The organism is Phyllobacterium sp. 22552 (assembly GCF_052044585.1).
GTDB lineage: Bacteria > Pseudomonadota > Alphaproteobacteria > Rhizobiales > Rhizobiaceae > Phyllobacterium > Phyllobacterium ifriqiyense.
The window spans coordinates 292,750-314,157 of record NZ_JBQENG010000006.1 but is presented as its reverse complement, the minus strand read 5'-3'; the positions used below and the strand labels follow the sequence as shown (position 1 = coordinate 314,157).

Here is a 21,408-nt window from a genome sequence, read left to right as displayed (position 1 = left end):
ATGCTGTGGATGTCGCCGCCTACTTTCCATCTACTTCCAAAGCCAAGAAATATCAGAAGTACTCAAGCTTCCTTTCCCTGGCTAATTCCGGCGATAGCTCTTTTTCACAGCCTGCTTCCAGCAATGTCCAGCCTTGGGAGTGCAGTGCCATCGGTATGGCGCGCTCCAAAACATGGCCGTAAGTGCCATCCCGCTCACCACCCTCGCTTTCGAATTGCGCAAAGTCCACAGACTCCAAAATTTCGTTCGCACATTGGGAGCGAATCCAAAACATTGTTCCCGCGTAAAAGCCTAGATCGTCTGAGGTAGGGGTGGCATAACCTCCGCGCTCCATAAACTCGCATACTCGTCTTTCGTTTGCTCCCCAATATCCGAGGTCGCTGACGTAAGATCCTTGAGCGCCAATCATTGCCAATTTAGGGGAGGTTTCAAATTGCCGAATAATATCGTTAATACCGCCGAAATCTGGAAGTAATTGATCCAAGAGATCCTTACGCCACTTCTCGCCGAGTGGTGAATAAAGGCTACGTTTGCCATGTATCTTGAGGATAGGAATGTTGTCAGCTAATCCCAGAAGCCGAAGAGCAACGAAGAATGGTAATACATCTCGACCTTTGTTCTCTGTTGCTAATACGTTCAAATAAACTTTCTTTCGCTTCCATCTCGTCTTAAATGCGGAGAGTACGGACGGATTTGACGATGTGACATGGATTTCACAGCCATCGGGCAAGCGTTCGAGTTTTAATATTAGTTCGTCCACTACCTCTTCGTAGTGGCAATGACAAATGACAACTGCCGGCGGCTCTAGCTGTGACACCTGCATGGGCGCTCTGGCTGCTGTTGTAGCAGCTGCTAATGCGATTGCGGCCATGCGCGGCGTTTCGGCTAGCCGCAACGGATTCTTGACCAGGCGTTCATATTTTACAATTCCGCAACGATCCTCAATCTCTTCAGCGTAATCATGGGTAGGGTTGATACCTCTTTTGCGCTGTTCACTCGAGATACGACCGGAGAGGCCGCTTGTATCGACAAGCGACGAAAATGACACATTCAGATCATTCAGACAGTGCGTTAGACCAATTTCGTAAGCAAAAATAACGCTTAGGCGTGTGGGTTGCGGTCGCACGCCACTTAGAAATTCATGGAATAATCGCTGTGAAAAAATCTTTCGGTCGATAGCGAATAAATAGCTTTGTCCGTGCCTAATGATTTGTGACGAACAGGTCAAAAATGCCGCACCATCTTTTGCAGATAACAGCTTCGACAAACTGTCGGTGAACTTCTCCTCATCGGAAATAAAGTAGCTATCGTTTGTAAATAGAATTTTGTCGGCTCTAGCGTCTCCTTGAAGAACATCGAAGCCGACCGCATAGCTCATGAAATCGTAACCCACATTGTCACGGGCTATGACGGAAAAACCTAGCTGCTTGGCGGTCTCTGAATCTTGTTGTGATATCCCTGTTGAAACGACCACAGCTTTTTGGACGTGGGGCCTGATCGCAGTCAACAATTTGTGCCAATTTTTCGATCGCTCGCTATAAGGATCGAAATGGGCAATGATTGCATTCACAGCCATATCACCGCCCTCTGATTTTACGTATCATGCGATATAGGATCCGAGCTGCTCTATAAAATAGAGGACGATTTTTCAGTTTGTTTGCAATCACCCAGGCGAGCGGAACATCGGTTTCGATACGACGGGCTCTAAGAGATTGTATCTCGCTCAAGGCAGCCTTGTATTCGCTTTCTACACCCGTCAGGTATCTAAAGTTAGCGATATCATAGGACTTTATAGCAGCTAATGCCCCCATAGTTGTATCGTGAGCAGGTATGTTTGTGGTATATCTCTCTACGTCGGCACCACGTCGAACCGCTTCCAAATGTTGGTGGCCATACTTCAAACATGGCTCCAAATGGGCGCCTTCCGCCCACTCGTTCCATGCATTGATAAAGACAAACTTTTCTTTATTTTGAGTATCCTCAAGTGTCTTCACACTTTGATTGCGTAGCCAAAACTCAAATAATTCGGGCGAAGAGTTTTTGAATATAAATGGGTCGTTTTGCCTCCTCGCTGTGTTGTCCCAAGAAGGCATAGTTCCATGAAAAAATAAAAAGTCATTGTGAACACGATCGATGGATGTGGACATCACCGCTCTATAGTCCATTATGTTGCCGCGAAACTCAGGATTAGTGAATTTCGGCATATCAGAAGCAAACGAATTTTGTAGATACTGGTGCGGCGGAAATTCTACAAGCGCATCACATCCCCAGTCGGAAGGATGAAAAATATCATAAAAGGCTACAGACGCTATGAATAAGCCCGGAAGTCCGGCAGCTTTCGCCTGTTTCCGCCAATGTGCAAAAGTTTTCTTAGAATCCGCGAGTATGTCCGGACGATAAACGATTATGAGGGGCAATCCGTCATAACGAATATACCGATCATCCTGCATGGTGGGGATGATGTCATCAATGATGCGATTGTCATTCTCTACACTGTGTTCGTTAGACAGCAAAACCTCATTGTTGCCGCCATCCCACCGCTTTGTCCAATTTTCGTTTGCCCAGCAAAAACAAAAGGGCATATCGATTTTGTTTTTTATAAAAGTATCAATCGGTTTTTCAAGGATACGACGGCCAGAAAACCAGTAATAGTAGAAACAGAACCCGTATATGCCGTATTCTTTGGCGAGCGCCGCTTGAGCGGCCAAAGTTTCCGGCATACGGAGGTCATAAAAACCCAGATCCTTCGGTATTTGCGGTTGGTAATGCCCCTCATAATTCGGTTTTGCCTTGGCAACGTTGGTCCATTCCGTAAAACCCGCGCCCCACCACTCTGAGTTTTCTTTTACAGGGTGGAACTGCGGAAGGTAAAAGGCGATAGGCTTGATCATGAATCTCAGCTTCTGATTACAACAACTTGAGCTGTATTGAAGGGCACTTTAACGCCTGTCAAACTTTAATTCATATCCACCAGTTCAGCACGTGAATTGCTGATATCATTGACGAGGAACGATTAACCTTGCGAGGAACTTTGCAGCTCCCTTCAAAAATGGGATTCTGTTGATGAGGCTATTGAACCGAATTGCAAGCCGCCATGTCGTGCTGGAATGAACGTTGTGAAGTTGCTCTCTCAAGCTATCGAGCGCATCTGACAATCTATTTATACGAGCCAATCTGGTTTCATTTTCTAATCGAGTGGTCTCAAGAGCATTGGCAAGCTTTTCGTGCTCTTCTTGCGCTAATTGCAGCGAGGACCGCAGTGAGTTGACTTCCACCTTATGACTGTGAAGATCTTGGGTGGTTGTTTCAAGCCGTGTATCGCGCTCTTTTAGATCGTTAGCACATGTGTCTAAATCATTTTGAGTTTTGCGGAGAAGGAACTCCTCATCAATTACCTGCCAGTCGCTTGCATCAAAAAATCCGTAATTCTCAACGTTAGAATCGATGGTTGTATTCGAGCAAACTGCTAGAAAGTACATTGGAGTAGCGGTGACGCCGTCAAATCTTTCCGTCCATTTCGGGACGTCTGCATAAGTCATCTTAAAGTCGTTGTTTGGCATTTTCCATTCTCCATGGCTGTCGATTTCAACGACGTGCGAGGATGCTCCCGAAAATTGGCCAAACAATTTGGTGTGCTTAAACGTATTGTTTAGCGCGTTCTGGAATTCGGAAAATGCTAATTCTTTCAGATGATATGGATTATCATAGTTGAAGCGATCGCTATAATTCTCCTTATTTGGAGTGGATATTATCAACAAGCCGTTGCTCTTCAGCACTCGCTGCAATTCATTGATTGCGGCAAGCGGGTCATCGACATGTTCTACTGTTTCAAAGCAGACGATTACGTCAAATGTGTCTGTATCGAAAGGCAAATGCGCAAGATCGCCAACTTCAAATTGAACATTGCGAATTTTCGCGTATTTGCGTTTCGCATAGGCAATCGCGTTGGCGGCAACGTCCATGCCAATGATGTTTTTTGCCTTCTCGGCCATAATGGCGGTGCCATATCCTTCGCCAGATGCAATGTCCAACACTGCTTTCCCGCGTATAAATTGGGTCGCAAATGCGTAGCGGGCTAAGTGCTCCGCCGCGATTCGTCCGCCCATGCCGGGTATATATCGCTCGCCATCGAACGGAAGCTCGATAATTTCTTCGACAGTTTGTTCAGCGTCACTTAAGTTATTGCTCTTAGGCATGGCGAAGTCCCCTATTTTTAGTTTTTGGTTGCCTGCCGGCACCTCTCAACGCATCAAGCGTAGAGAGAAACTGTAGATTTGCTGGCTCAAGCAACTTTCATCTTGTGGCGCGCTATAACGTTTTCGAGATACCCAAACAACTCAGCAGCCTGGTTGTCGAAACTTTGAATATTATCCTTATAGGGATTGGAATAGGTTTTGAGAAATTCTCGCTTCTGAATGACGTTTTCCATGGCGTTTTTCAAATGGATACTGTTATTTGAAATGGGGATAATGTCGCCATTTTCTCCAGGAACTATGTCTTCAGTTGCTCCCCCGGCTTCAGTTACAATCACCCAGACATCGCGTATCAGTGCTTCTCGAACGGTTAGTCCGAAGCTTTCTTTCCATTGTGACGGAAATAGAAGAACGTCTATTTGGGAAAAGAACTCATCGATTGTTTCTTGGGTGTAGGCCGGAACTACACGCACCGGATTCGAAGCGTTTAGTCCTGCTAAATCCACCGTGCTACGGCCTTGATTAAGGGTATTGTCTACAAGCACCAGCTCAACGTTGCATGGTGGTAAGTCCGAAAAAGCCTTTCGAACCAATTCATAACCTTTAATCGGAGTAGCTCCCCCGACGTAGCCAAATCTAATGCGGTCAGATGGGTGGCGCTTATAAGTTTGAAGTGGTTTTTTTATTCCGTTTTTATTTACCGAAATTCGCTCGGGCTCAAATCCATTTTGGATGTGAAGTTCTTTGAAATAAGCGCTTGGCGAGATTATCCCATCCGCTCGGTGGAGACACTCCAAGACAATTGCGCTGCGATCTCTGTTAAATTGGCTGTCCTGAACGCAGCTGGAGCAGATTTGGGGATCAATCCATTGTTGATTACAGAACTTGTTGTCACCGGTCACCATGAACTGCCGCTCACAAAGCCACCATGCATCGTGAAGGGTAACCGTATATGGGATATCAAAATCATTACAAACGGTTGCCAACTCAACGCCCAGAGTTTGGATTGAATGCAGTTGTACGATGTCAGGTTTGATAGATTTCAGGACCTCTTTGAAAACCTGGCCCATTGTATAGTCCTTGATATCCATAAGACGGTTTCGGACTATTGGCACCTTTGTGGCAAAAACTGTGGCTCCCTTGGCGCTATATCGCACTAGGTCGTAGTCGCCTGCACTGGTATTTGACCAAGATGTGAATATGTAAACTTCAACATTTTTGTTAGCTGCGAAACGTTGCGCAATCTCCTCAACAACTATGGTCGCTCCTCCATACGATTGAGGGGAGAAGTAAATATTCGCAAGAAGTATTCTTGTAACATTTGGATTGGGACTGGCAAAGGTCGATACAAGTGAGGCCAATTGCTGGTTTGCGATGTTTTCCGGCGCGTATATCTGGCGGACCATGCGATAGGCATTTTCACCAATCTGAGAAGCTCTTACAGGATCATCCACGAGCGAGAGCAGGGCTTGTTCCCATTCAGTTGGACTTGAGGCTAGAAGGCCAGTTTCACCGTCGACGATAACAGAAGAGAAGGCCTCGGCGGGCGAGCATACAGTCGGAAGCCCCACAATCGACGCCTCAAGAAACTTAATGTTGCTTTTCGCGTTGTTGAAAATACTATTTTCTAGCGGGGCGATCGAAATATCCGCACTGGCGATAGTCTCTAAATAGCCTTCGAAGGTAGTGAACGGGATTCGCTCAATCCTATGGGCAAACCTGCCAAATCTGGATTCGATGTTTAGTTCGCCGATGATGCGAAGCTTGACGTTGGCACGCTTCGCAAGAACGTTATAAATAGCTTCACTGGCACACAAAAAGTCGACATCATGAGTTTTTGTGCCGGAACCATAGACGATGGTTACCCCGTCTTCGAAGGGCACCCGTTTTGTAACCTTGTCGCGGATATTTTCTGCTATTCTTATGGTGTCAGCATCCAACGCGTTTTCGATAACGTATGCCGGTCTGCCCGTAGTTTCGGTCATCACTTGGGCAATGACTTTCGTCGATCCTATTCCTTCATCGCAGAGAAGTAGCGCCTCGCGATATAGCTTCATCCCGTCCAACAGGCTGTTTCGGCTGTGAGAATCTAAACGCTGTAAATTCGTATTGGACGAATAGCCTTCCGGATCGAAGATTAGGTCATCAACTTCCCAAAATGTTCGTATCCCGAGGCGCTTACACTCGTTCGCCAGTAAGATGACATCCGGCACCGCAGGCACTCTATAAAATATTACTATCGGGTAGCTCTGAAGAAGGTTTCGGACTTTGTCGAAGTCCGTCCAATTGACAATCTTGGTTTCAATATCAAGTTCGGCAAACAATTCGGCTTTTTGGTCCACCCGATATTTTTTGCATTGGGGAATGGACATTTCCGCAACTATTAAAACGCGCCGAGTCATGAATTCAGATGCGCTGGGGCCTTCCGACACAGGATAAAACGTTGACAGGGCGGCTTTGCTTTCATCGGTAGCCGAGGACAAAAGCGACGCCCGTCTTTTTGCAATTAGGGACCATAATGTGCCATTTATTGCGAACCCGAAAATCCTCAACAAGGTTTTTCGTATGCCAAAGATGCGAACAGATTCTAACAGTTTTCTGCCGGCAAAATGCAGCACATTTGTTGCGCGTCGAATGTGCCCGGAAATTCCTTGCAAAGAATTCATCCCATTACCGGTAATGCGCGAACATATGGACTATTGGTGTGCTCCAATCACTGATGGCCAAAGTAAGCGTCTGCAACAGTTTGTGAATCCCCATCCATCTTTATCTTTCCGTGTTCCAACCAAACAATCCGGGTGCAATTTTTAAGGAGAAGTTCCCGAGAGTGACTAGCAATGATAAGAATTTTCGTCTCGTTGACGAGTCCCCGCAACCGCTCGTTTGCCTTGTTTTGAAAACTCTCGTCTCCTGCAGCGAGCCACTCGTCCATGATCAATATTTCGGGCTTGATGACTGTAGAAATCGAGAACGCTAGTCGCAATTGCATACCTGTCGAGTATGTCCTGACGGGCATATCCAGAAAGCTTCCTAATTCGGAAAACTCTTCGATCTCATTTTGCTTCTCGGCCATTTGTTTTTTTGAGAAGCCAAGAAGCGCCCCGCGTATGCCGATATTTTCCCTGCCAGTTGCCTCAGGATCGATACCCAGCGAAATATTAATTAAAGACGTGCATTTGCCGTTGATAGATATGCGGCCACCCGAAGGGTAATATACACCGCTCATCACCCGCAAAAGTGTGGTTTTTCCTGAGCCGTTGTGGCCGATAAGTCCAAGCCGATCGCCTTCTTTGAGGCTTATATTTATCGAATCCAAGCCTCGAATGACAACATGTCCTTCCGAGTTCGAGCCGATTGTCCCCCCGGTTGCCAGGCTCATAACCTGGTTCTTAAGTGATCTGCTTCTCGCGTTATAAATAGGGAAATCTACAGTAACATCTTCAAGAGACATGGAAGTCATGTTTACCTTCACAATTTCATTCATAGTTCTGATTAGAGCCAGTACGTCACGCGTGAGCGAAACCGGTTCAGGAATAACATCGCAACTGCCCAACCTATGACAGCCATGGCGGACACAACGCCCCAGTTTAATGCGCTACCGGTACTTCCGAGCAACGGCTCACGTATGACGCTGATGAGGTGATAGAAGGGATTGAAGTCCAAAATGAGTAGCGATTTATCGGCAGGCAGTTGATGCGGTTGCCACATGATGGGGGTAACGTACATTCCCACTTGCATGATGTTTTGTATGATTTGCGTCAGGTCGCGATAACGGGTGCAGACTATTGACAGGATTACCATCATCCAGAGCAGATTTATCGAAACGAGTGCGAATCCTGGAATCACTAGAAGCGCTTCCCATCCAAAGAATTTTCCGAATATTAAAAGGATGACCGGAAGAATTATGATATTGTGGAAGAGGATTATGGAGTTTCGCCACCAGGTTCTGAGAATATATGTGAAGAACGGCAGGGGCAACTGCAACATCGTGTCGGAGTTTGATATGAAACTGACACAGCCTTCGTTGATGAGCTGAGAATAGTATCCCCACATAATCAGGCCCACGCAGATGAAGGGCAGAAACTCCGACATCGGGGACCGGAAGATTGTGCCGAAAACCAGGCCAAGAGCTGCGATTAACACGCCCATATTGATGGTTAGCCAAAAGGCGCCCACACTTGATCGTCGATAACGTTGAGCGACATCCTGCCAACCTAATAGTGCTGCAAGCCGAAAATTGCCGACGGCGCTGGTTATGTCTTCCCAGGCCGTTATCTTCTGCGAATTCGCTATAGTCATATGGAAGCGCGTCTTTCTGTCATTTAAAGCGAGGGTAGTGGCGCTGGCTATATACCGAAAATCACGGCAATTCCATGAGGAGATTAAATTTCTAAATGCTCGTGGCAACTGTTCCCACTTGGAGTGTGGCCCTGAAGCCTCCACATTTTGTGCTGCTTCGCGGGTGTCAAAGTGTTGGTGCCGCGGCGGATGCGTGTCAAAAGAGGTCGCGGGCAAGAAACTCATAGGCCGATTGCTGGATTAGGATGAACCCAAATAAAAGGGGACTGGTCCATTGCCGTCACATGATGATCCGCTTTTGCAACCCTATCAGCTGAAACATTTGCGGCTCAAAAACCGCATCATGTCGACCAGTCATGAGCCTGCCTATTCAGAAGATGGCATGCCGAAGCAGCGGTACAGGCTTTATCATACGGAAAAGGCAAAGGGCGGCATTGCGCTGACGATGACTGCTGGTTCGGCTGTCGTGTCGCGGGAATCGCCGCCTGCTTTCGGTAATCTGCACGCCTACAACGATGAGATCGTGCCGTGGCTGCGCGAATTGACAGATGATTGTCATGAGCACGGTGCTGCCGTGATGATACAGCTTACACATCTTGGCCGCCGCACCAGCTGGAACAAGGCCGATTGGCTGCCCGTCATATCTGCATCACCCATACGCGAGCCAGCCCACCGCGCTTTTCCCAAAGAGGCCGAGGACTGGGATATTGAACGGATCATCATGGATTATGCTTCTGCGGCGCAGCGCATGCAGGCAGCCGGATTGGATGGCATTGAGTTCGAGGCATATGGACATCTTATGGATGGTTTCTGGTCGCCCGCCACGAATAAACGAGAAGACGAATATGGCGGTTCGCTGGATAATCGTCTGCGTTTTACATGGTCGGTGATCGATGCTGTACGCAAAGCTGTCGGACCGGATTTCATCGTCGGCATTCGCATGGTTGCGGATGAAGATTGGGAGCAGGGGCTTTCAAAACAGGAAGGTATGGAGATTGCCCGGCGTATCGCAGCATCGGGAAAGTTTGATTTTCTGAATATTATTCGTGGTCATATCGATACGGATGCGGCGCTGAATGAAGTGATTCCCATTCAGGGCATGCGCTCTTCCCCGCATCTCGATTTTGCCGGAGATGTTCGCGAGGCGACAAAGTTTCCTGTGTTTCATGCGGCCAGAATTGCCGATGTTGCCACTGCCAGACATGCGGTTGCCGAGGGCAAGCTGGATATGGTGGGGATGACACGTGCTCATATCGCTGACCCGCATATCGTACGTAAAATAATCGCAGGTGAAGAGCACCGTATACGGCCCTGCGTTGGAGCGACCTATTGCCTTGATCGCATTTACGAGGGCGGAGAGGCGCTGTGTATTCACAATGCTGCAACAGGCCGCGAGATTTCAATGCCGCATGTGATTTCCAAAGCCAGCCAAAGCAAGTCGGTGGTTGTCGTAGGAGCAGGTCCCGCAGGACTTGAAGTGGCACGCGTTGCAGCTGAGGCTGGCCACAGGGTCGAAATACTCGAGGCTGCTGATAAAGCGGGCGGCCAAGTGATGTTGGCTTCAAAAAACCCCCGCCGTAAGGAAATGATCGGCATTGTTGATTGGCGTCTTGCCGAGCTTGAGCGCCTCGGTGTTCCGCTGCAATACAATATATGGGCTGAGGCTAATGATATTATATCTCTTGATCCGGATATTGTCGTTATCGCAACGGGTGGACTGCCACAGAACCCGCCACTTTCTGCCGGGGACGATCTGGTTACGTTGAGCTGGGATATTTTGGCTGGATCCGTGAAACCCGGTGAAAATGTCCTGCTCTACGACGATAATGGCGGGCACCAAGGTATGAGTGCGGCTGAAGTCATCGCGCAAGGTGGTTCAAAGCTGGAGCTGGTTAGTCCTGAGCGCTTTTTCGCGCCAGAGATGGGAGGCATGAATCACGTGCCCTATATGCGCGTGTTTCAACAGCAAGGCGTGCGCGTGACGATCAATACTCGGCTGTTGTCGGTTAAGCGCCTTGGCAATCAACTCATCGCCATATTGGGCTCTGATTACGCACCAGACTATCGGGAAGAAAGAACGGTCGACCAGGTGGTTGTCGAACATGGCACATTGCCCATCGACGATCTCTACCGCGAATTGAAGCCGCTTTCGCGCAATGGTGGTGCGGTCGATTATGACAGGCTGGTCAATGGCGGAGCGATTTTCCCGGTTCGTTCGGAGGGGCAATTCGATCTTTTGCGCATTGGCGATGCCGTTCATGCCCGCAACATTCATGCGGCGATCTATGACGGCCTGCGTTACGCAACACGCTTTTAGGGTCCGGACCCTAGAATGGAGGGCAGCGACCAAGCCGCTGCCCCTTATTTTCTGGGTTAGTTGATTTCAGCTTTTACCTTTTCGGCAACTTCAGCGCTGACCCATTTGGTCCAGATCGCTTCATTGTTCTTCAGGAAGTGCTTTGCACCATCTTCGCCTGTCGCCTGATTGTCTGTCATCCAGGCGAGCAGTTCGTTGACCGTTTTGTTGTCCCAGGAGCGGGCTTTCAAATAATCCATGATGGGGCCGGCATTTTCGCTGAACTTCTTGGTAACGACTGTGTCGACCTCGGCGATTTCCCAATCATTTTTCTTCGGGTCAGGACAATCGGCAACCGTGTTGCAGCGCTTCCATTCGGCAGCATCAAATTTCACGCCATGATCCAGTTTGACCATCGCATATTTGCCAAGAAGGGCCGTTGGCTCCCAGTAATATCCGACCCAACCTTCCTTGCGTTCATATGCTTTAGCCAGTGAGCCATCAAGTCCGGCGGCCGATCCCGTGTCCACGAGCGTGAAGCCTTTCTTTTCGGCATCATAGGCCTTGAAGAACTGGGCGGTTGCCACAGTACCGCCCCAGCCGGGAGGTCCGTTGAATACCGCGCCTTTTGTCTTGTCTTCGGGAGCGGGGAAAAGTTCCGGATGCTTAAGCGCATCATCGATTGTTTTAATATCGGGATGAGCGTCAGCCAAATATTTTGGAATCCACCAACCCTGCACGCCACCATCCGATAGCGACTTGGAAGCATAGACAAGTTTGCCGTCAGCTACGGCCTTGTCCATGATATCGCGCATGAAATCGATCCAACCTTCGGGCGCAATGTCCGGCTGTCCCTTTTCCGTCATGGAAGTGAGGGTTGGAATAGTGTCGCCTTGCACAACGTCTGCGTTGCAGCCATAGCCAGCATTGAGGATGATCTTGTCTAGATTGGCGAGAACTTCCGCCGACTGCCAGTTCATGCTGGCAATGGTGACATCGCCGCATTCCGCAGCGGATGCGTTGCTGACCGCGCCGAGTAGCGCCAATCCCATAACGCTGCTCAATAAGAGTGATTTCATTAAAGTACCCCTTCATTTTTTATTTGAATTCTGGCTTGGAAATTATGGGCATTCGCCATTGACCGGATGCTGTGAGCAGCGCCCGATTGTGATTGCACGTGCTCGATGCAGGAATGAACCATAGGGCGAGGATAGTACCGCAACACACAGCCAAGAAGCTTGGATGCGGCAAGTCGTATATTGTCTGCGACATCAAATATATTCAGCCACAGCGGGCCTTGCCATCGTCTGATTGATGGTCAGAATGGGGAAAGTTCGGTTAGCAGGAGGATGATCTATGCTCGACAAACGCAAATTCTATATCAATGGTGAATGGGTCGATCCGCTGCAACCAAATGATCTGGAAGTGCTTAATCCGGCAACGGAAAAGCCGATTGCCGTTATTTCAATGGGGACTGCGGCGGATGTTAATCGTGCAGTCGCAGCGGCAAAGAAAGCCTTTGAAAGTTACAGCCGGACGTCGGTAGAGGAACGGCTGGCGTTACTCGAAAAACTGCTGGCAGTTTACCGACGTCGTTATGATGAGATGGCACGGACGATCACGCTGGAACTGGGCGCTCCGATTACAATGAGCACGCAGCAGCAGGCCGATGTTGGTGTGGGACATCTTCAGGGCTTTATAGATGCCCTCAAAAGCATTCATATGCGAGAGGATTTGCCCAATGGCGACCTGCTGGTACGTGAGCCAATCGGCGTTTGCGGGCTGATTACGCCATGGAACTGGCCGGTGAATCAAATTGCATTGAAGGTCATTCCAGCTCTGGCGACAGGCAGCACCTGCGTATTGAAACCAAGTGAGTTCACGCCGCTTAATGCGATGCTCTATGCGGAAATGGTGCATGAGGCAGGATTTCCGGCCGGAACTTTCAATCTCATCAATGGTGATGGGCCTTCAGTCGGTGCTGCGCTTTCAAAGCACAAGGACGTCGACATGATGTCATTCACCGGTTCCACGCGCGCTGGCATCGCCGTCAGCAAGGATGCGGCAGATACCGTAAAGCGTGTCACGCTGGAACTGGGGGGCAAATCTCCCAATATTGTATTTGAGGATGCAGACCTTGAAGACCGGGTTTCCAGTAGCGTGTTTGAGTGCTTCAACAATAGCGGTCAATCATGCGATGCGCCGACGCGTATGCTCGTGCAACGCTCGGTCTATGACAAGGTTGTGAAAATTGCGGAAGAAACCGGAAAGCAAGCGCGCGTTGGCAATCCGGAAGAGGAGGGCGACCATATCGGCCCGCTTGTCAGCAATGTTCAGTATGGCCGCGTCCAAAGTCTGATCGAGGCCGGTATTGCAGAAGGCGCTCGTGTATTGGTTGGCGGCGCTGGCAAGCCGAAAGGATATGAGACCGGCTATTTCGTGCAACCAACCATTTTTGCCGATGTGAATAATGACATGCGCATCGCCAAGGAAGAAGTGTTCGGTCCGGTTCTGGCGCTAATCCCGTTCGACACGGAAGAAGAAGCTATCGCGATTGCCAATGACACGCCCTATGGCCTTGCGGCCTATGTGCAGACGGGAGATGCAAAGCGGGCGGAACGGGTTGCGTCACGCCTCAAGGCGGGAATGGTGCATATCAATGGTGGCCCCCATCGCTATGGCAGCCCGTTTGGTGGCTACAAGCAATCCGGTAACGGGCGCGAGGGTGGAAAATTCGGGCTTGAGGATTTTCTGGAAGTCAAAACAATCCATAGGCCATAGGCAAATCGGGTTGGCTGGTAGGACATCCTCAGCCAACCAGTTTTTCATCTATTTCAATGAGATAGGGCTTTTCGCTCTCTTTTGCCGCTAAAAGAGCGGAAGGCAGCTCATTGATATTGCTGAGCCGCTTTGAAGGCAGACCATAGGCTTCAGCGATCTTGATATAATCTGGAGCCGAGGGGCGGACACCAACCGGATTGATATTGACCTCAACCATTGCGCGTTCGATTTCTTGATAGCCCTGATTGTTCCAGACGATGAAGATAACGGGGACTTGTTCGTCAATTGCAGCGCCAAGTTCGCCGAGAACAAACTGAAACCCGCCATCGCCGACAATACAAATCGTCGTGGTGTCCGGCTTGCCTAATGCCGCACCAATTGCTGCGGGAGGACCGAAGCCAAGCGCGCCAAAGCCTGTAGCTGCATTGAACCAGCCGCCTACGCGGTCGTGGTCGTAATACATATTGCCGGAATAGATGGTCTGGGTGGAATCACCCACGATCAATGAATTGGGCAACGTATCGCGCAGTGTATTCAAAAACCGCACTTGGCCTTGTGTGCGGGTATCAATGTCAGCCCATGCACTCTCGCGGGCCTTGCGTGCGCGATCTTCACCGGATTGAGCATTGCGACGTTCCGGCAATGCGCCAGCCAATTTCTCGACCGTTTCCTTGGCTGAGGCTTCTATTGGCAGAAATGCCGGCCAGCGATCGAGCTGGCTCGCATCAATATCGATACGGACAAAGCGCGTCAGTTCGGGAAAGCCACCGTCGCCATACATGTCATAATCGGTCGGACCCATTTCTGTGCCGATGGCAATCACAAGGTCACTGTCGGCGATAAGCTCCCGCACTGCCTTAAGGCTGGGGCTGGCAGGGATAAGCAAAGGGTGATCATGCATGATGCCGCGTGCGTTGGTCGTGGCGACGACCGGCGCATCGAGCTTTTCGGAAAGTTCTACCAGGCCATCTGCAGCTGCTTTCGCGCCGCCGCCTATGAGGAGTACCGGACGCTGTGCATTGAGACACAGGCGGGTTAATTCCACCATTGTCTCAGTAGATGCCTGTGGAATTGGAGCATCGGAGAGCAGGCGTGACGCATTTTCCAGCGGAAGGGCCATGATATCGAGCGGAATTTCGATGTGAACAGGGCCGGGCCGTCGGGATGCGAACAAGGCAAAAGCCCTTGCCAGAACAATCGGAAGCTCGTCCGGCTGTTCAATGCGATGCGAGAACATGGCGACGGTTTGCAACATGGCGCGTTGATTGGGCAGTTCATGCAGAAAACCCATGCCCTTGCCGAGCGAATCGCGCTGATTTACCCCGGAAATGACCAGCATCGGAATGGAGTCCGCCCGTGCCTGTCCCATCGCCGTGATCGTGTTGGTGATACCAGGGCCGGTGATTACAAATGCAACGCCCGGTTTGCCCGTAGCCCGCGCGTAACCATCGGCCATAAAGCCAGCACCTTGCTCGTGGCGCGGTGTGATATGGCGTATTTTGGATCCGGCAAGCCCACGGTAGAGTTCTATCGTATGGACGCCAGGAATGCCGAAAACCGTGTCGACATCATAAGATTCGAGCAGTTGAACCAGAGCTTCACCGACAGTGGTCATGCGGATTTCCGTTGTTGCAAGCGGGAAGCGAGGCGGACAATACCGGCGCAAGCAGCGTCAATCTTGTCTTCAGCAACGCTAAGGCTGAGGCGAAGATAGCCGGAAAGGTTTTCGCCAAAGGATTCACCCGGCATGACAGCAACAAGCTCTTCTTCCAGCAAGCGCATGGCAAAATCTTGCCCTGAAAGGCCTGTTGCCCGGATGTCGACCAGAATGAACATGCCAGCTTGTGGTGGTTTGGCGGAGATTCCTGCTACCCCATCGAGACGCTCGGAAATCATTTGCGCGCGGTGCAAAAAGTTTGCCTTCATGATTGCAGCAGCGGCAGCCGGTTGGCTGAGCGCATAGGCTGTCATGTCCGCGATGAATGGCTGAACTCCAAAAAGGATCGATTCCGACAAGGGCAATAGCTTTTGCGTAAACTCTTTTGGTCCAACACACCATCCACTGCGGAAGCCGGGGGCCGCATGCGATTTGGAGATCGATGCGACGGCAACTGTCCGGTCTGCCAGCTCTGGTCTATCCAAGGGAGAGGCGAATTTGCCGTCGAAAATCAGCAGCTCGTACACCTCGTCGGAGACGATCCAGAGATTGTGCTTGCGGCAGACTTCACCAATTTCTGCAACTTCCTTCTCGCTTAATACAGCTCCAGTTGGATTATGCGGCGTATTGAGCAAGAGGACTTTGGCGTTTGGCGTAATCACCTTTTCAAGATCAGACGCCTGCATGCGAAAACCTTTTTCCGGACGAAGCGGCACTGAAACACGAGTGGCGCCGGTGGCGCGCACCACGCCGTCATAAGTCGCATAAAGGGGATCACCGGTGATAATCTCGTCGCCTTCTTCAGCCAGTCCCAGCATGACCAGCGAGAGCGCTGTCTGTGTGCCGGGAAAGCACATGATATTATCCGGATTAATCTGCCGACCAGTGCGGGCGGTATATTTTTTTGACAGTTCAGCAAGAACCGCAGGCTCGCCGCGGCCATTCGAATAGCCGGTGCGGCCCGAACGCATCGCGCTTTCGGCCACGTCCATCATGTCGGTTGGAGTAGGAATATCAGGTTCACCAATGGTCAATTCGATGATCTTGGCACCGGCGTGTTTCATCTCACGCGCACGCATATGCACGGCCCATTTATCTGAGCCTAATCCGGCCAGACGATCAGTAACAGACGCAAAGCGCATCATATCGCGCCTCCTTTGGTGCTAAGTGAAATTCCAAGAACCGCCTCGATAGCGGCAATGCCGGTTTCCGCCAACTCCCCGTCGGCAAAAATATCGCCGGCCAAACATCCTTCAAGCCATAACCCGTCGATGATGGCGTTGATAGCTATAGCATATCGCCTTGTTATCGAGCCGTCGGCAGGCTTGGAGGTGGCAAGCAAGGCGTCACGAATAAGCGCTTCCAGCTCATCGCGAAACCCCAAATAGCCGTCACGGTGTGCAGCTGCCATTGCGGGATCTGCGTGAACGAGACCGATAAAGCCGGCCCAGAGCGACAGATTATGGGGGTCCATAATTGGCGTGCCCAGATTGGCGGTCACGAATGCACTAAGACGGGCGCGGGGGTCCGAGTCCGCGTTCTTCAGCGCATCGCTAGCCTGCACAGTCATGCGACTCATCACCGCCCTGTACGCCGCGCCGATCAAATCATCTTTGACCGGAAAATAATAACGGATCAGCCCCGGAGTAACATCAGCACGCAATGCAATTTCACGCACCGTCGCACCGGCAAGTCCACGTTCCGCCACACATTCGAGCGTTGCCGCGATAAGGTCCTCGCGGCGTTTGTCTTCACCCTCGCGGCGAAAGCTCTTGCGTGTGGCGCTCTGTGTTTTCATTGACGCCAGACAGGGCGGGTGAGGCAAGTAGGGCCGCCTTCACAGGCGATGCACAGTGCATCCGCGTCGAATGTCGTAACGGTGCAACCGGCAGCTTCCATTGCGGCCTTGGTCTTCTCAAATCCGGCCACTGCTATTACTTCGTAAGGAGCGGTGGGGAGGACATTGAGATTAAGACCATTGCTCGCCGCAAACTCTTCTTCCGGTGCTACAACGAGACGAATGCCGCGCTCTTTCAGGAGCTGGTAGAATGCGGCTGGCAAAAGAGGCAAATGGACCAACGCCAAATCTTCCGCGAGCGGTGAAATGATCGACATGAGATGCAAGCAGGCTTCCTCGCCCTGCCAAAGTGGCAAGTCAAAGCCCAGAACAGCAATGCCTAGCGGCTCAAGAATTGCACGAAGCTGATCAATACCCGACTGATTGGTGCGAACGCCACGGCCGACTGCAAGCGTTTTGCTATCCACCCACACGCAATCACCACCTTCGACGGTGCCCGGCGCTTCAATACGGCCAAGGACCGGCACATTCATCTCGCGATAGGTTTCCTCGTGAAGATCGGTTTCATCTAGCCGCAGACTTTTACCCATGCGCAAGAGAACAGCACCCTTGTCGGTTACGAGCGATGGATCGTGGGTGAAGATGGAGTCTGAAAGCCCGTCATTGCCGTCACGAATCCAGGTAATATCGGCACCTGATTTTGCGACCAGATCTGCAAACACACTGTGCTGCTCAGACGCCTTGCGTGGATCAAACTGAGGTCCATAGTGCCAGACATCGCGCTCGGCACCGGCCATAACGCGATCGGGCAGACGCATGATGACGCGTTTCAAGGGAAGGGCCATGGATTGGGAACCGAATGCGCTCATGCCGGATGCTCTCAAAAAATTGCAACTTCCCGTATTTATACGCTTGCATAATTAGAGCGCAAGTGGTGTGATGCGGTTAATTCAGGCAAATTAGACCTGTGCTGACAAAAGAGGCGGATTGAGATTGTCATGAGTGATTCTGCACGACCAAGACAGACTGGAGCTCCCGCATGACGGTGAGCGATGCGGTTTTAACGGACCCGCTCCAACCGCAGTCAGCTGAGCAGGCTGAAGCCATTCATGTGTGGAATTTACATAAGCGCTTTGGTTCGCTTGAGGTACTCAAGGGCGTTTCCATGACTGCCAGAGATGGCGATGTCGTTGCATTGATCGGTGGTAGCGGTTCCGGCAAATCCACCTTTCTGCGCTGCATCAATTTTCTCGAAAACCCCACAAGCGGCGTTATACGCATCAATGGCGAAGACATTGAAATGGTCAGCGACGGGGTGGGTGGGCAATATCCTGCCAATCGCCGCCAGATCGAGCGTATTCGTAGCCGTCTGGGAATGGTCTTTCAAAACTTCAACCTCTGGCAGCATATGACACTGTTGCAGAACGTCATCGAAGTGCCAGTGCATGTGCTTGGCGTGAAACGCGATGAAGCGATTGCCGTGGGCGAACAACTTCTTGAGCGTGTTGGGCTGTCTGCCAAACGTGATGTTTATCCTGCTTATCTGTCCGGCGGCCAACAGCAACGCGGCGCTATTGCCCGTGCGTTGGCTATTCAGCCGCGTGTCATGTTGTTTGACGAACCAACCTCAGCGCTTGATCCCGAACTTGTCGGCGAAGTCCTGAAAGTGATTGCGGATCTGGCCAAGGAAGGCCGGACAATGCTTCTCGTTACGCACGAGATGAAGTTTGCGCGCGAAGTGGCAAGCCATGTCATGTACCTGCACAACGGCATTGTCGAGGAGGAGGGACCACCGGAAGATTTGTTCGGATCACCAAAATCAGAACGTTTAAAACAGTTTATCCGAACTGTCTCATAAACTGAATCAATAATACGGGGAATAATCCCGGGGAACAGCAAGAGTGGAGATAATGATGAAGACACTATTGAAATCAACAGTTGCGGCCTTTGTTATTCTGGCCGGATTGGGCGTGGCAAATGCTGAAACAATCAAGGTTGGCATTGCGGCAGAGCCATATCCGCCATTCGCCTCGCCGGACGCATCGGGCAAATGGCAGGGCTGGGAGGTCGACATTGCCATGGCGCTTTGTGAAGAAGCGAAACTGGATTGTGTTATCACTCCGGTCTCGTGGGATGGCATCATTCCAGCGCTGACAACGAAGAAGATCGACATTATCACCGCTTCAATGTCGATCACGGCTGAACGCGAAAAGACAATCGATTTCTCGGACAAATATTACAACACGCCGACAGTTATCCTGGGCTCAAAAGACATCAAGATGGAGCCTACGCCGGAAGGGTTGAAAGACAGGATTATCGGTGTGCAGGTTTCGACAGTACACCAGGTCTATGTGAAGAAGCATTTCGCTGGTACGGCAGCTGAGATCAAGGAATATCAGACACAGGACGAGGCCAATCAGGATCTTGCGGCCGGACGCATTGATGCGACACAGGCAGATGCGCTGGCACTGGAAACCTTTGCGGCAACGGATGCCGGAAAGGCGTGCTGTGAAATCAAAGGCAAGGTTGCCGACGATCTCGAAGTGTTGGGACCTGGCGTCGGTGTTGGTTTGCGTAAGGGCGATACGGCACTCAAGGAAAAAATGAATGCCGCGATCAAAGGCATTCGCGCTAATGGCAAATATGACGAAATCTCAAAGAAGTATTTCAACTTCGATATGTATGGTGGCTGATATACCATTGGCCGGGCGGGTATGACCCGCCCGGATTTTCTTGCAGAACTGCGCTGACAGCGCTGAATCGAGGACGGCTTGGCCGACGTGTCGATTATTCCTGAAACACTATCGCAGATGCTGACATTGCTTTCTCCCAGCCCACCCGGCTGGGGTGGTAATCTGCTCCGCGGGCTTATGCACTCACTGCAGATCGCATTGGGAGCATTTGGTATGGGGCTGATAATCGGCACTCTGGGTGCATATGGGAAGCTTTATGGATCGCCCTTGGTTCGGGATCTGGCCGGGATTTACACAACCATCGTCCGGGCAGTGCCGGAACTCGTATTGATCCTGCTGCTCTATTATGCGGGTACCGACCTTATCAATCGCATTCTTGAGATGGCCGGATATCAACGTATTGATATTAGCGGCTTGGTGGCCGGCATAGTCGTGCTTGGTTTCGTGCAGGGTGCCTATGCTACCGAAGTGTTGCGCGGTGCCATAAAGGCGATTCCTTATGGGGAGATAGAAGCAGCTCGCGCCTATGGCATGTCTCCAATATTGATGATGCGCCGCATAACGCTTCCCTCAATGCTGCCTTATGCTTTGCCAGGTCTGGCCAATCTCTGGCTGATAGCCACCAAGGATACGGCGTTACTTGCTGTTGTCGGTTTTAGTGAATTGACGCTGGAAACCCGGCAAGCCGCAGGAACGACCAAAGCATATTTCCTGTTCTTTATGGCTGCGGGGGTGCTCTATCTGCTCACCACGCTTTTCTCCAATCTCATAGTTGGGCGAATTGAGAAATGGGCGCGGCGTGGTATGCCGTCGGTCAGGGAGGCAGGGTAATGTCCAACCTGACTGTTGATACAAAAATTGAAATCCCCCTTGAGACCTTTCCCATTCATAAGGATGCGGACCCTGATCGACCGCGCGAGTGGATGCAGCCGCACAGGATTGTTCTGATATTGATCGGTCTGGCGCTCGTGGCATCCGCGATATTCTTTCTGCGCTGGGATTGGTTGCCCAATTATGGCGGACTTATTCTCCAAGGATTATGGCGCACCATCTGGATATTATGCGTCACAGTGTTTCTCGGCTTTCTGCTGGCGGTTCCGCTGGGTCTCGCGCAAGCTGCAGGGCCTGCCATTCTCGCTGTTCCAGCACGCTGGTTTTGCACGATCATTCGCGGAACGCCGCTTCTCCTGCAGCTTTGGCTCCTTTACTACGGATTGGGGTCACTTTTCCCTCAATATCCCTGGATACGCGGGTCAGAGCTTTGGCCGTATTTGAGGCAGGCATGGCCTTATGCGGTGCTTGCCCTTACGCTGTCTTATGCGGGCTATGAAGGTGAGGTGATGCGCGGTGCTTTTGCCGGTGTGCCCAAGGGACAATTGGAAGCTGCTCGGGCATTTGGAATGCGCCGATTCACGATATTAAGGCGCATCTGGCTTCCACAAGCTATTCATCGTGCTCTGCCAACACTTGCGGGTGAGGCGGTATTGCAGCTGAAATCTACGCCTCTTGTAGCAACGATTACCGTCGTGGACCTTTATTCGGTGGCGTCGCGAATTCGCCAGGATACGTTCATCACCTATGAACCGCTGCTTTTGCTGGCGGCGGGCTACCTGATCATAACCGGAATAATTGTCTTCCTGTTCAGGCGTTTGGAACGGCTTGTTCCCTCTCGCCTTGGCTGACGAATATAC

At 50.9% G+C, this 21,408-nt stretch carries 17 protein-coding genes; 6 read left to right on the top strand and 11 right to left on the bottom strand.

Annotation, left to right across the window (positions count from 1 at the left end; genetic code table 11):
* Nucleotides 1-52: 52 nt before the first annotated feature.
* From ACTJI9_RS16155 to ACTJI9_RS16130, 6 genes are all read right to left on the bottom strand, one after another.
* Nucleotides 53-1,576 (bottom strand): rhamnan synthesis F family protein, encoded by a 1,524-nt coding sequence (locus tag ACTJI9_RS16155; RefSeq protein ID WP_440809296.1) that lies wholly within the window; start codon nucleotides 1,574-1,576, stop codon nucleotides 53-55.
* 1 nt (nucleotide 1,577) lies between these two features.
* Nucleotides 1,578-2,891 (bottom strand): glycosyltransferase WbsX family protein, encoded by a 1,314-nt coding sequence (locus ACTJI9_RS16150; protein ID WP_307285375.1) that lies wholly within the window; start codon nucleotides 2,889-2,891, stop codon nucleotides 1,578-1,580.
* Nucleotides 2,892-2,996: 105 nt separating this feature from the next.
* Entirely contained in the window at nucleotides 2,997-4,196 is a 1,200-nt protein-coding gene (locus ACTJI9_RS16145; protein ID WP_307285372.1) for a class I SAM-dependent methyltransferase, read from the bottom strand.
* A gap of 86 nt (nucleotides 4,197-4,282) precedes the next feature.
* The gene (locus ACTJI9_RS16140) at nucleotides 4,283-6,859 is read right to left on the bottom strand and encodes a glycosyltransferase (protein ID WP_440809292.1); all 2,577 of its coding nucleotides are present in this window, start codon (nucleotides 6,857-6,859) and stop codon (nucleotides 4,283-4,285) included.
* 47 nt (nucleotides 6,860-6,906) lie between these two features.
* On the bottom strand, nucleotides 6,907-7,653 hold the full coding sequence (locus ACTJI9_RS16135; protein WP_115053288.1) for an ABC transporter ATP-binding protein: 747 nt from the start codon (nucleotides 7,651-7,653) through the stop codon (nucleotides 6,907-6,909).
* A 32-nt stretch (nucleotides 7,654-7,685) separates the two neighbouring features.
* On the bottom strand, nucleotides 7,686-8,717 hold the full coding sequence (locus tag ACTJI9_RS16130) for an ABC transporter permease (RefSeq protein ID WP_336440027.1): 1,032 nt from the start codon (nucleotides 8,715-8,717) through the stop codon (nucleotides 7,686-7,688).
* A gap of 49 nt (nucleotides 8,718-8,766) precedes the next feature.
* On the opposite strand from ACTJI9_RS16130, the gene ACTJI9_RS16125 reads away from it, so the two are divergent.
* Nucleotides 8,767-10,809: an oxidoreductase gene (locus ACTJI9_RS16125; RefSeq protein WP_440809287.1), complete on the top strand. Its 2,043-nt coding sequence runs from the start codon at nucleotides 8,767-8,769 to the stop codon at nucleotides 10,807-10,809.
* A gap of 56 nt (nucleotides 10,810-10,865) precedes the next feature.
* Here the strand turns inward: ACTJI9_RS16125 and ACTJI9_RS16120 are convergent, their stop codons facing one another.
* Nucleotides 10,866-11,867 (bottom strand): glycine betaine ABC transporter substrate-binding protein, encoded by a 1,002-nt coding sequence (locus tag ACTJI9_RS16120; protein WP_115052948.1) that lies wholly within the window; start codon nucleotides 11,865-11,867, stop codon nucleotides 10,866-10,868.
* Between the two features lie 277 nt (nucleotides 11,868-12,144).
* On the opposite strand from ACTJI9_RS16120, the gene ACTJI9_RS16115 reads away from it, so the two are divergent.
* Complete coding sequence (locus ACTJI9_RS16115; protein ID WP_337354697.1) at nucleotides 12,145-13,569, top strand: aldehyde dehydrogenase family protein; 1,425 nt, start codon at nucleotides 12,145-12,147, stop codon at nucleotides 13,567-13,569.
* 28 nt (nucleotides 13,570-13,597) lie between these two features.
* On the opposite strand, the gene ACTJI9_RS16110 is transcribed toward ACTJI9_RS16115, so the two are convergent.
* Genes ACTJI9_RS16110 through ACTJI9_RS16095 form a run of 4 tightly spaced genes read right to left on the bottom strand, consistent with a single transcriptional unit; the run spans nucleotide 13,598 to nucleotide 17,893 of the window.
* Entirely contained in the window at nucleotides 13,598-15,184 is a 1,587-nt protein-coding gene (locus tag ACTJI9_RS16110) for a 5-guanidino-2-oxopentanoate decarboxylase (protein ID WP_307285355.1), read from the bottom strand.
* The gene (locus ACTJI9_RS16105) at nucleotides 15,181-16,368 is read right to left on the bottom strand and encodes a pyridoxal phosphate-dependent aminotransferase (protein ID WP_307286555.1); all 1,188 of its coding nucleotides are present in this window, start codon (nucleotides 16,366-16,368) and stop codon (nucleotides 15,181-15,183) included. Before ACTJI9_RS16105 ends, ACTJI9_RS16110 begins: the two co-directional genes overlap by 4 nt.
* Nucleotides 16,368-17,024 (bottom strand): TetR/AcrR family transcriptional regulator, encoded by a 657-nt coding sequence (locus tag ACTJI9_RS16100; RefSeq protein ID WP_115052952.1) that lies wholly within the window; start codon nucleotides 17,022-17,024, stop codon nucleotides 16,368-16,370. The genes ACTJI9_RS16105 and ACTJI9_RS16100 overlap by 1 nt, the downstream gene beginning before the upstream one ends.
* Nucleotides 17,021-17,893: a dimethylarginine dimethylaminohydrolase family protein gene (locus tag ACTJI9_RS16095; RefSeq protein ID WP_307285351.1), complete on the bottom strand. Its 873-nt coding sequence runs from the start codon at nucleotides 17,891-17,893 to the stop codon at nucleotides 17,021-17,023. The genes ACTJI9_RS16100 and ACTJI9_RS16095 overlap by 4 nt, the downstream gene beginning before the upstream one ends.
* Nucleotides 17,894-18,063: 170 nt before the next feature.
* Between ACTJI9_RS16095 and ACTJI9_RS16090 the strand changes: the two genes are divergently transcribed.
* From ACTJI9_RS16090 to ACTJI9_RS16075, 4 genes are all read left to right on the top strand, one after another.
* Nucleotides 18,064-18,882, top strand: a complete 819-nt coding sequence (locus tag ACTJI9_RS16090; protein ID WP_115052954.1) for an ATP-binding cassette domain-containing protein — start codon at nucleotides 18,064-18,066, stop codon at nucleotides 18,880-18,882.
* 52 nt (nucleotides 18,883-18,934) lie between these two features.
* Complete coding sequence (locus tag ACTJI9_RS16085) at nucleotides 18,935-19,717, top strand: transporter substrate-binding domain-containing protein (RefSeq protein WP_370878825.1); 783 nt, start codon at nucleotides 18,935-18,937, stop codon at nucleotides 19,715-19,717.
* A 117-nt stretch (nucleotides 19,718-19,834) separates the two neighbouring features.
* On the top strand, nucleotides 19,835-20,548 hold the full coding sequence (locus tag ACTJI9_RS16080; protein WP_354344494.1) for an ABC transporter permease: 714 nt from the start codon (nucleotides 19,835-19,837) through the stop codon (nucleotides 20,546-20,548).
* A gap of 92 nt (nucleotides 20,549-20,640) precedes the next feature.
* Nucleotides 20,641-21,399 (top strand): ABC transporter permease, encoded by a 759-nt coding sequence (locus tag ACTJI9_RS16075; RefSeq protein ID WP_115053290.1) that lies wholly within the window; start codon nucleotides 20,641-20,643, stop codon nucleotides 21,397-21,399.
* Nucleotides 21,400-21,408: the final 9 nt, after the last annotated feature.

Coding starts and splice junctions, on each gene's coding strand:
- ACTJI9_RS16095 (WP_307285351.1), bottom strand. CDS start 17,893: ATGAGCGCATTCGGTTCCCAATCCATGGCCCTTCCCTTGAAACGCGTC.
- ACTJI9_RS16080 (WP_354344494.1), top strand. CDS start 19,835: ATGCTGACATTGCTTTCTCCCAGCCCACCCGGCTGGGGTGGTAATCTG.
- ACTJI9_RS16075 (WP_115053290.1), top strand. CDS start 20,641: ATGCAGCCGCACAGGATTGTTCTGATATTGATCGGTCTGGCGCTCGTG.
- ACTJI9_RS16085 (WP_370878825.1), top strand. CDS start 18,935: ATGATGAAGACACTATTGAAATCAACAGTTGCGGCCTTTGTTATTCTG.
- ACTJI9_RS16115 (WP_337354697.1), top strand. CDS start 12,145: ATGCTCGACAAACGCAAATTCTATATCAATGGTGAATGGGTCGATCCG.
- ACTJI9_RS16110 (WP_307285355.1), bottom strand. CDS start 15,184: ATGACCACTGTCGGTGAAGCTCTGGTTCAACTGCTCGAATCTTATGAT.
- ACTJI9_RS16100 (WP_115052952.1), bottom strand. CDS start 17,024: ATGAAAACACAGAGCGCCACACGCAAGAGCTTTCGCCGCGAGGGTGAA.
- ACTJI9_RS16105 (WP_307286555.1), bottom strand. CDS start 16,368: ATGCGCTTTGCGTCTGTTACTGATCGTCTGGCCGGATTAGGCTCAGAT.
- ACTJI9_RS16135 (WP_115053288.1), bottom strand. CDS start 7,653: ATGACTTCCATGTCTCTTGAAGATGTTACTGTAGATTTCCCTATTTAT.
- ACTJI9_RS16145 (WP_307285372.1), bottom strand. CDS start 4,196: ATGCCTAAGAGCAATAACTTAAGTGACGCTGAACAAACTGTCGAAGAA.
- ACTJI9_RS16130 (WP_336440027.1), bottom strand. CDS start 8,717: ATGAGTTTCTTGCCCGCGACCTCTTTTGACACGCATCCGCCGCGGCAC.
- ACTJI9_RS16090 (WP_115052954.1), top strand. CDS start 18,064: ATGACGGTGAGCGATGCGGTTTTAACGGACCCGCTCCAACCGCAGTCA.
- ACTJI9_RS16150 (WP_307285375.1), bottom strand. CDS start 2,891: ATGATCAAGCCTATCGCCTTTTACCTTCCGCAGTTCCACCCTGTAAAA.
- ACTJI9_RS16140 (WP_440809292.1), bottom strand. CDS start 6,859: ATGAATTCTTTGCAAGGAATTTCCGGGCACATTCGACGCGCAACAAAT.
- ACTJI9_RS16120 (WP_115052948.1), bottom strand. CDS start 11,867: ATGAAATCACTCTTATTGAGCAGCGTTATGGGATTGGCGCTACTCGGC.
- ACTJI9_RS16155 (WP_440809296.1), bottom strand. CDS start 1,576: ATGGCTGTGAATGCAATCATTGCCCATTTCGATCCTTATAGCGAGCGA.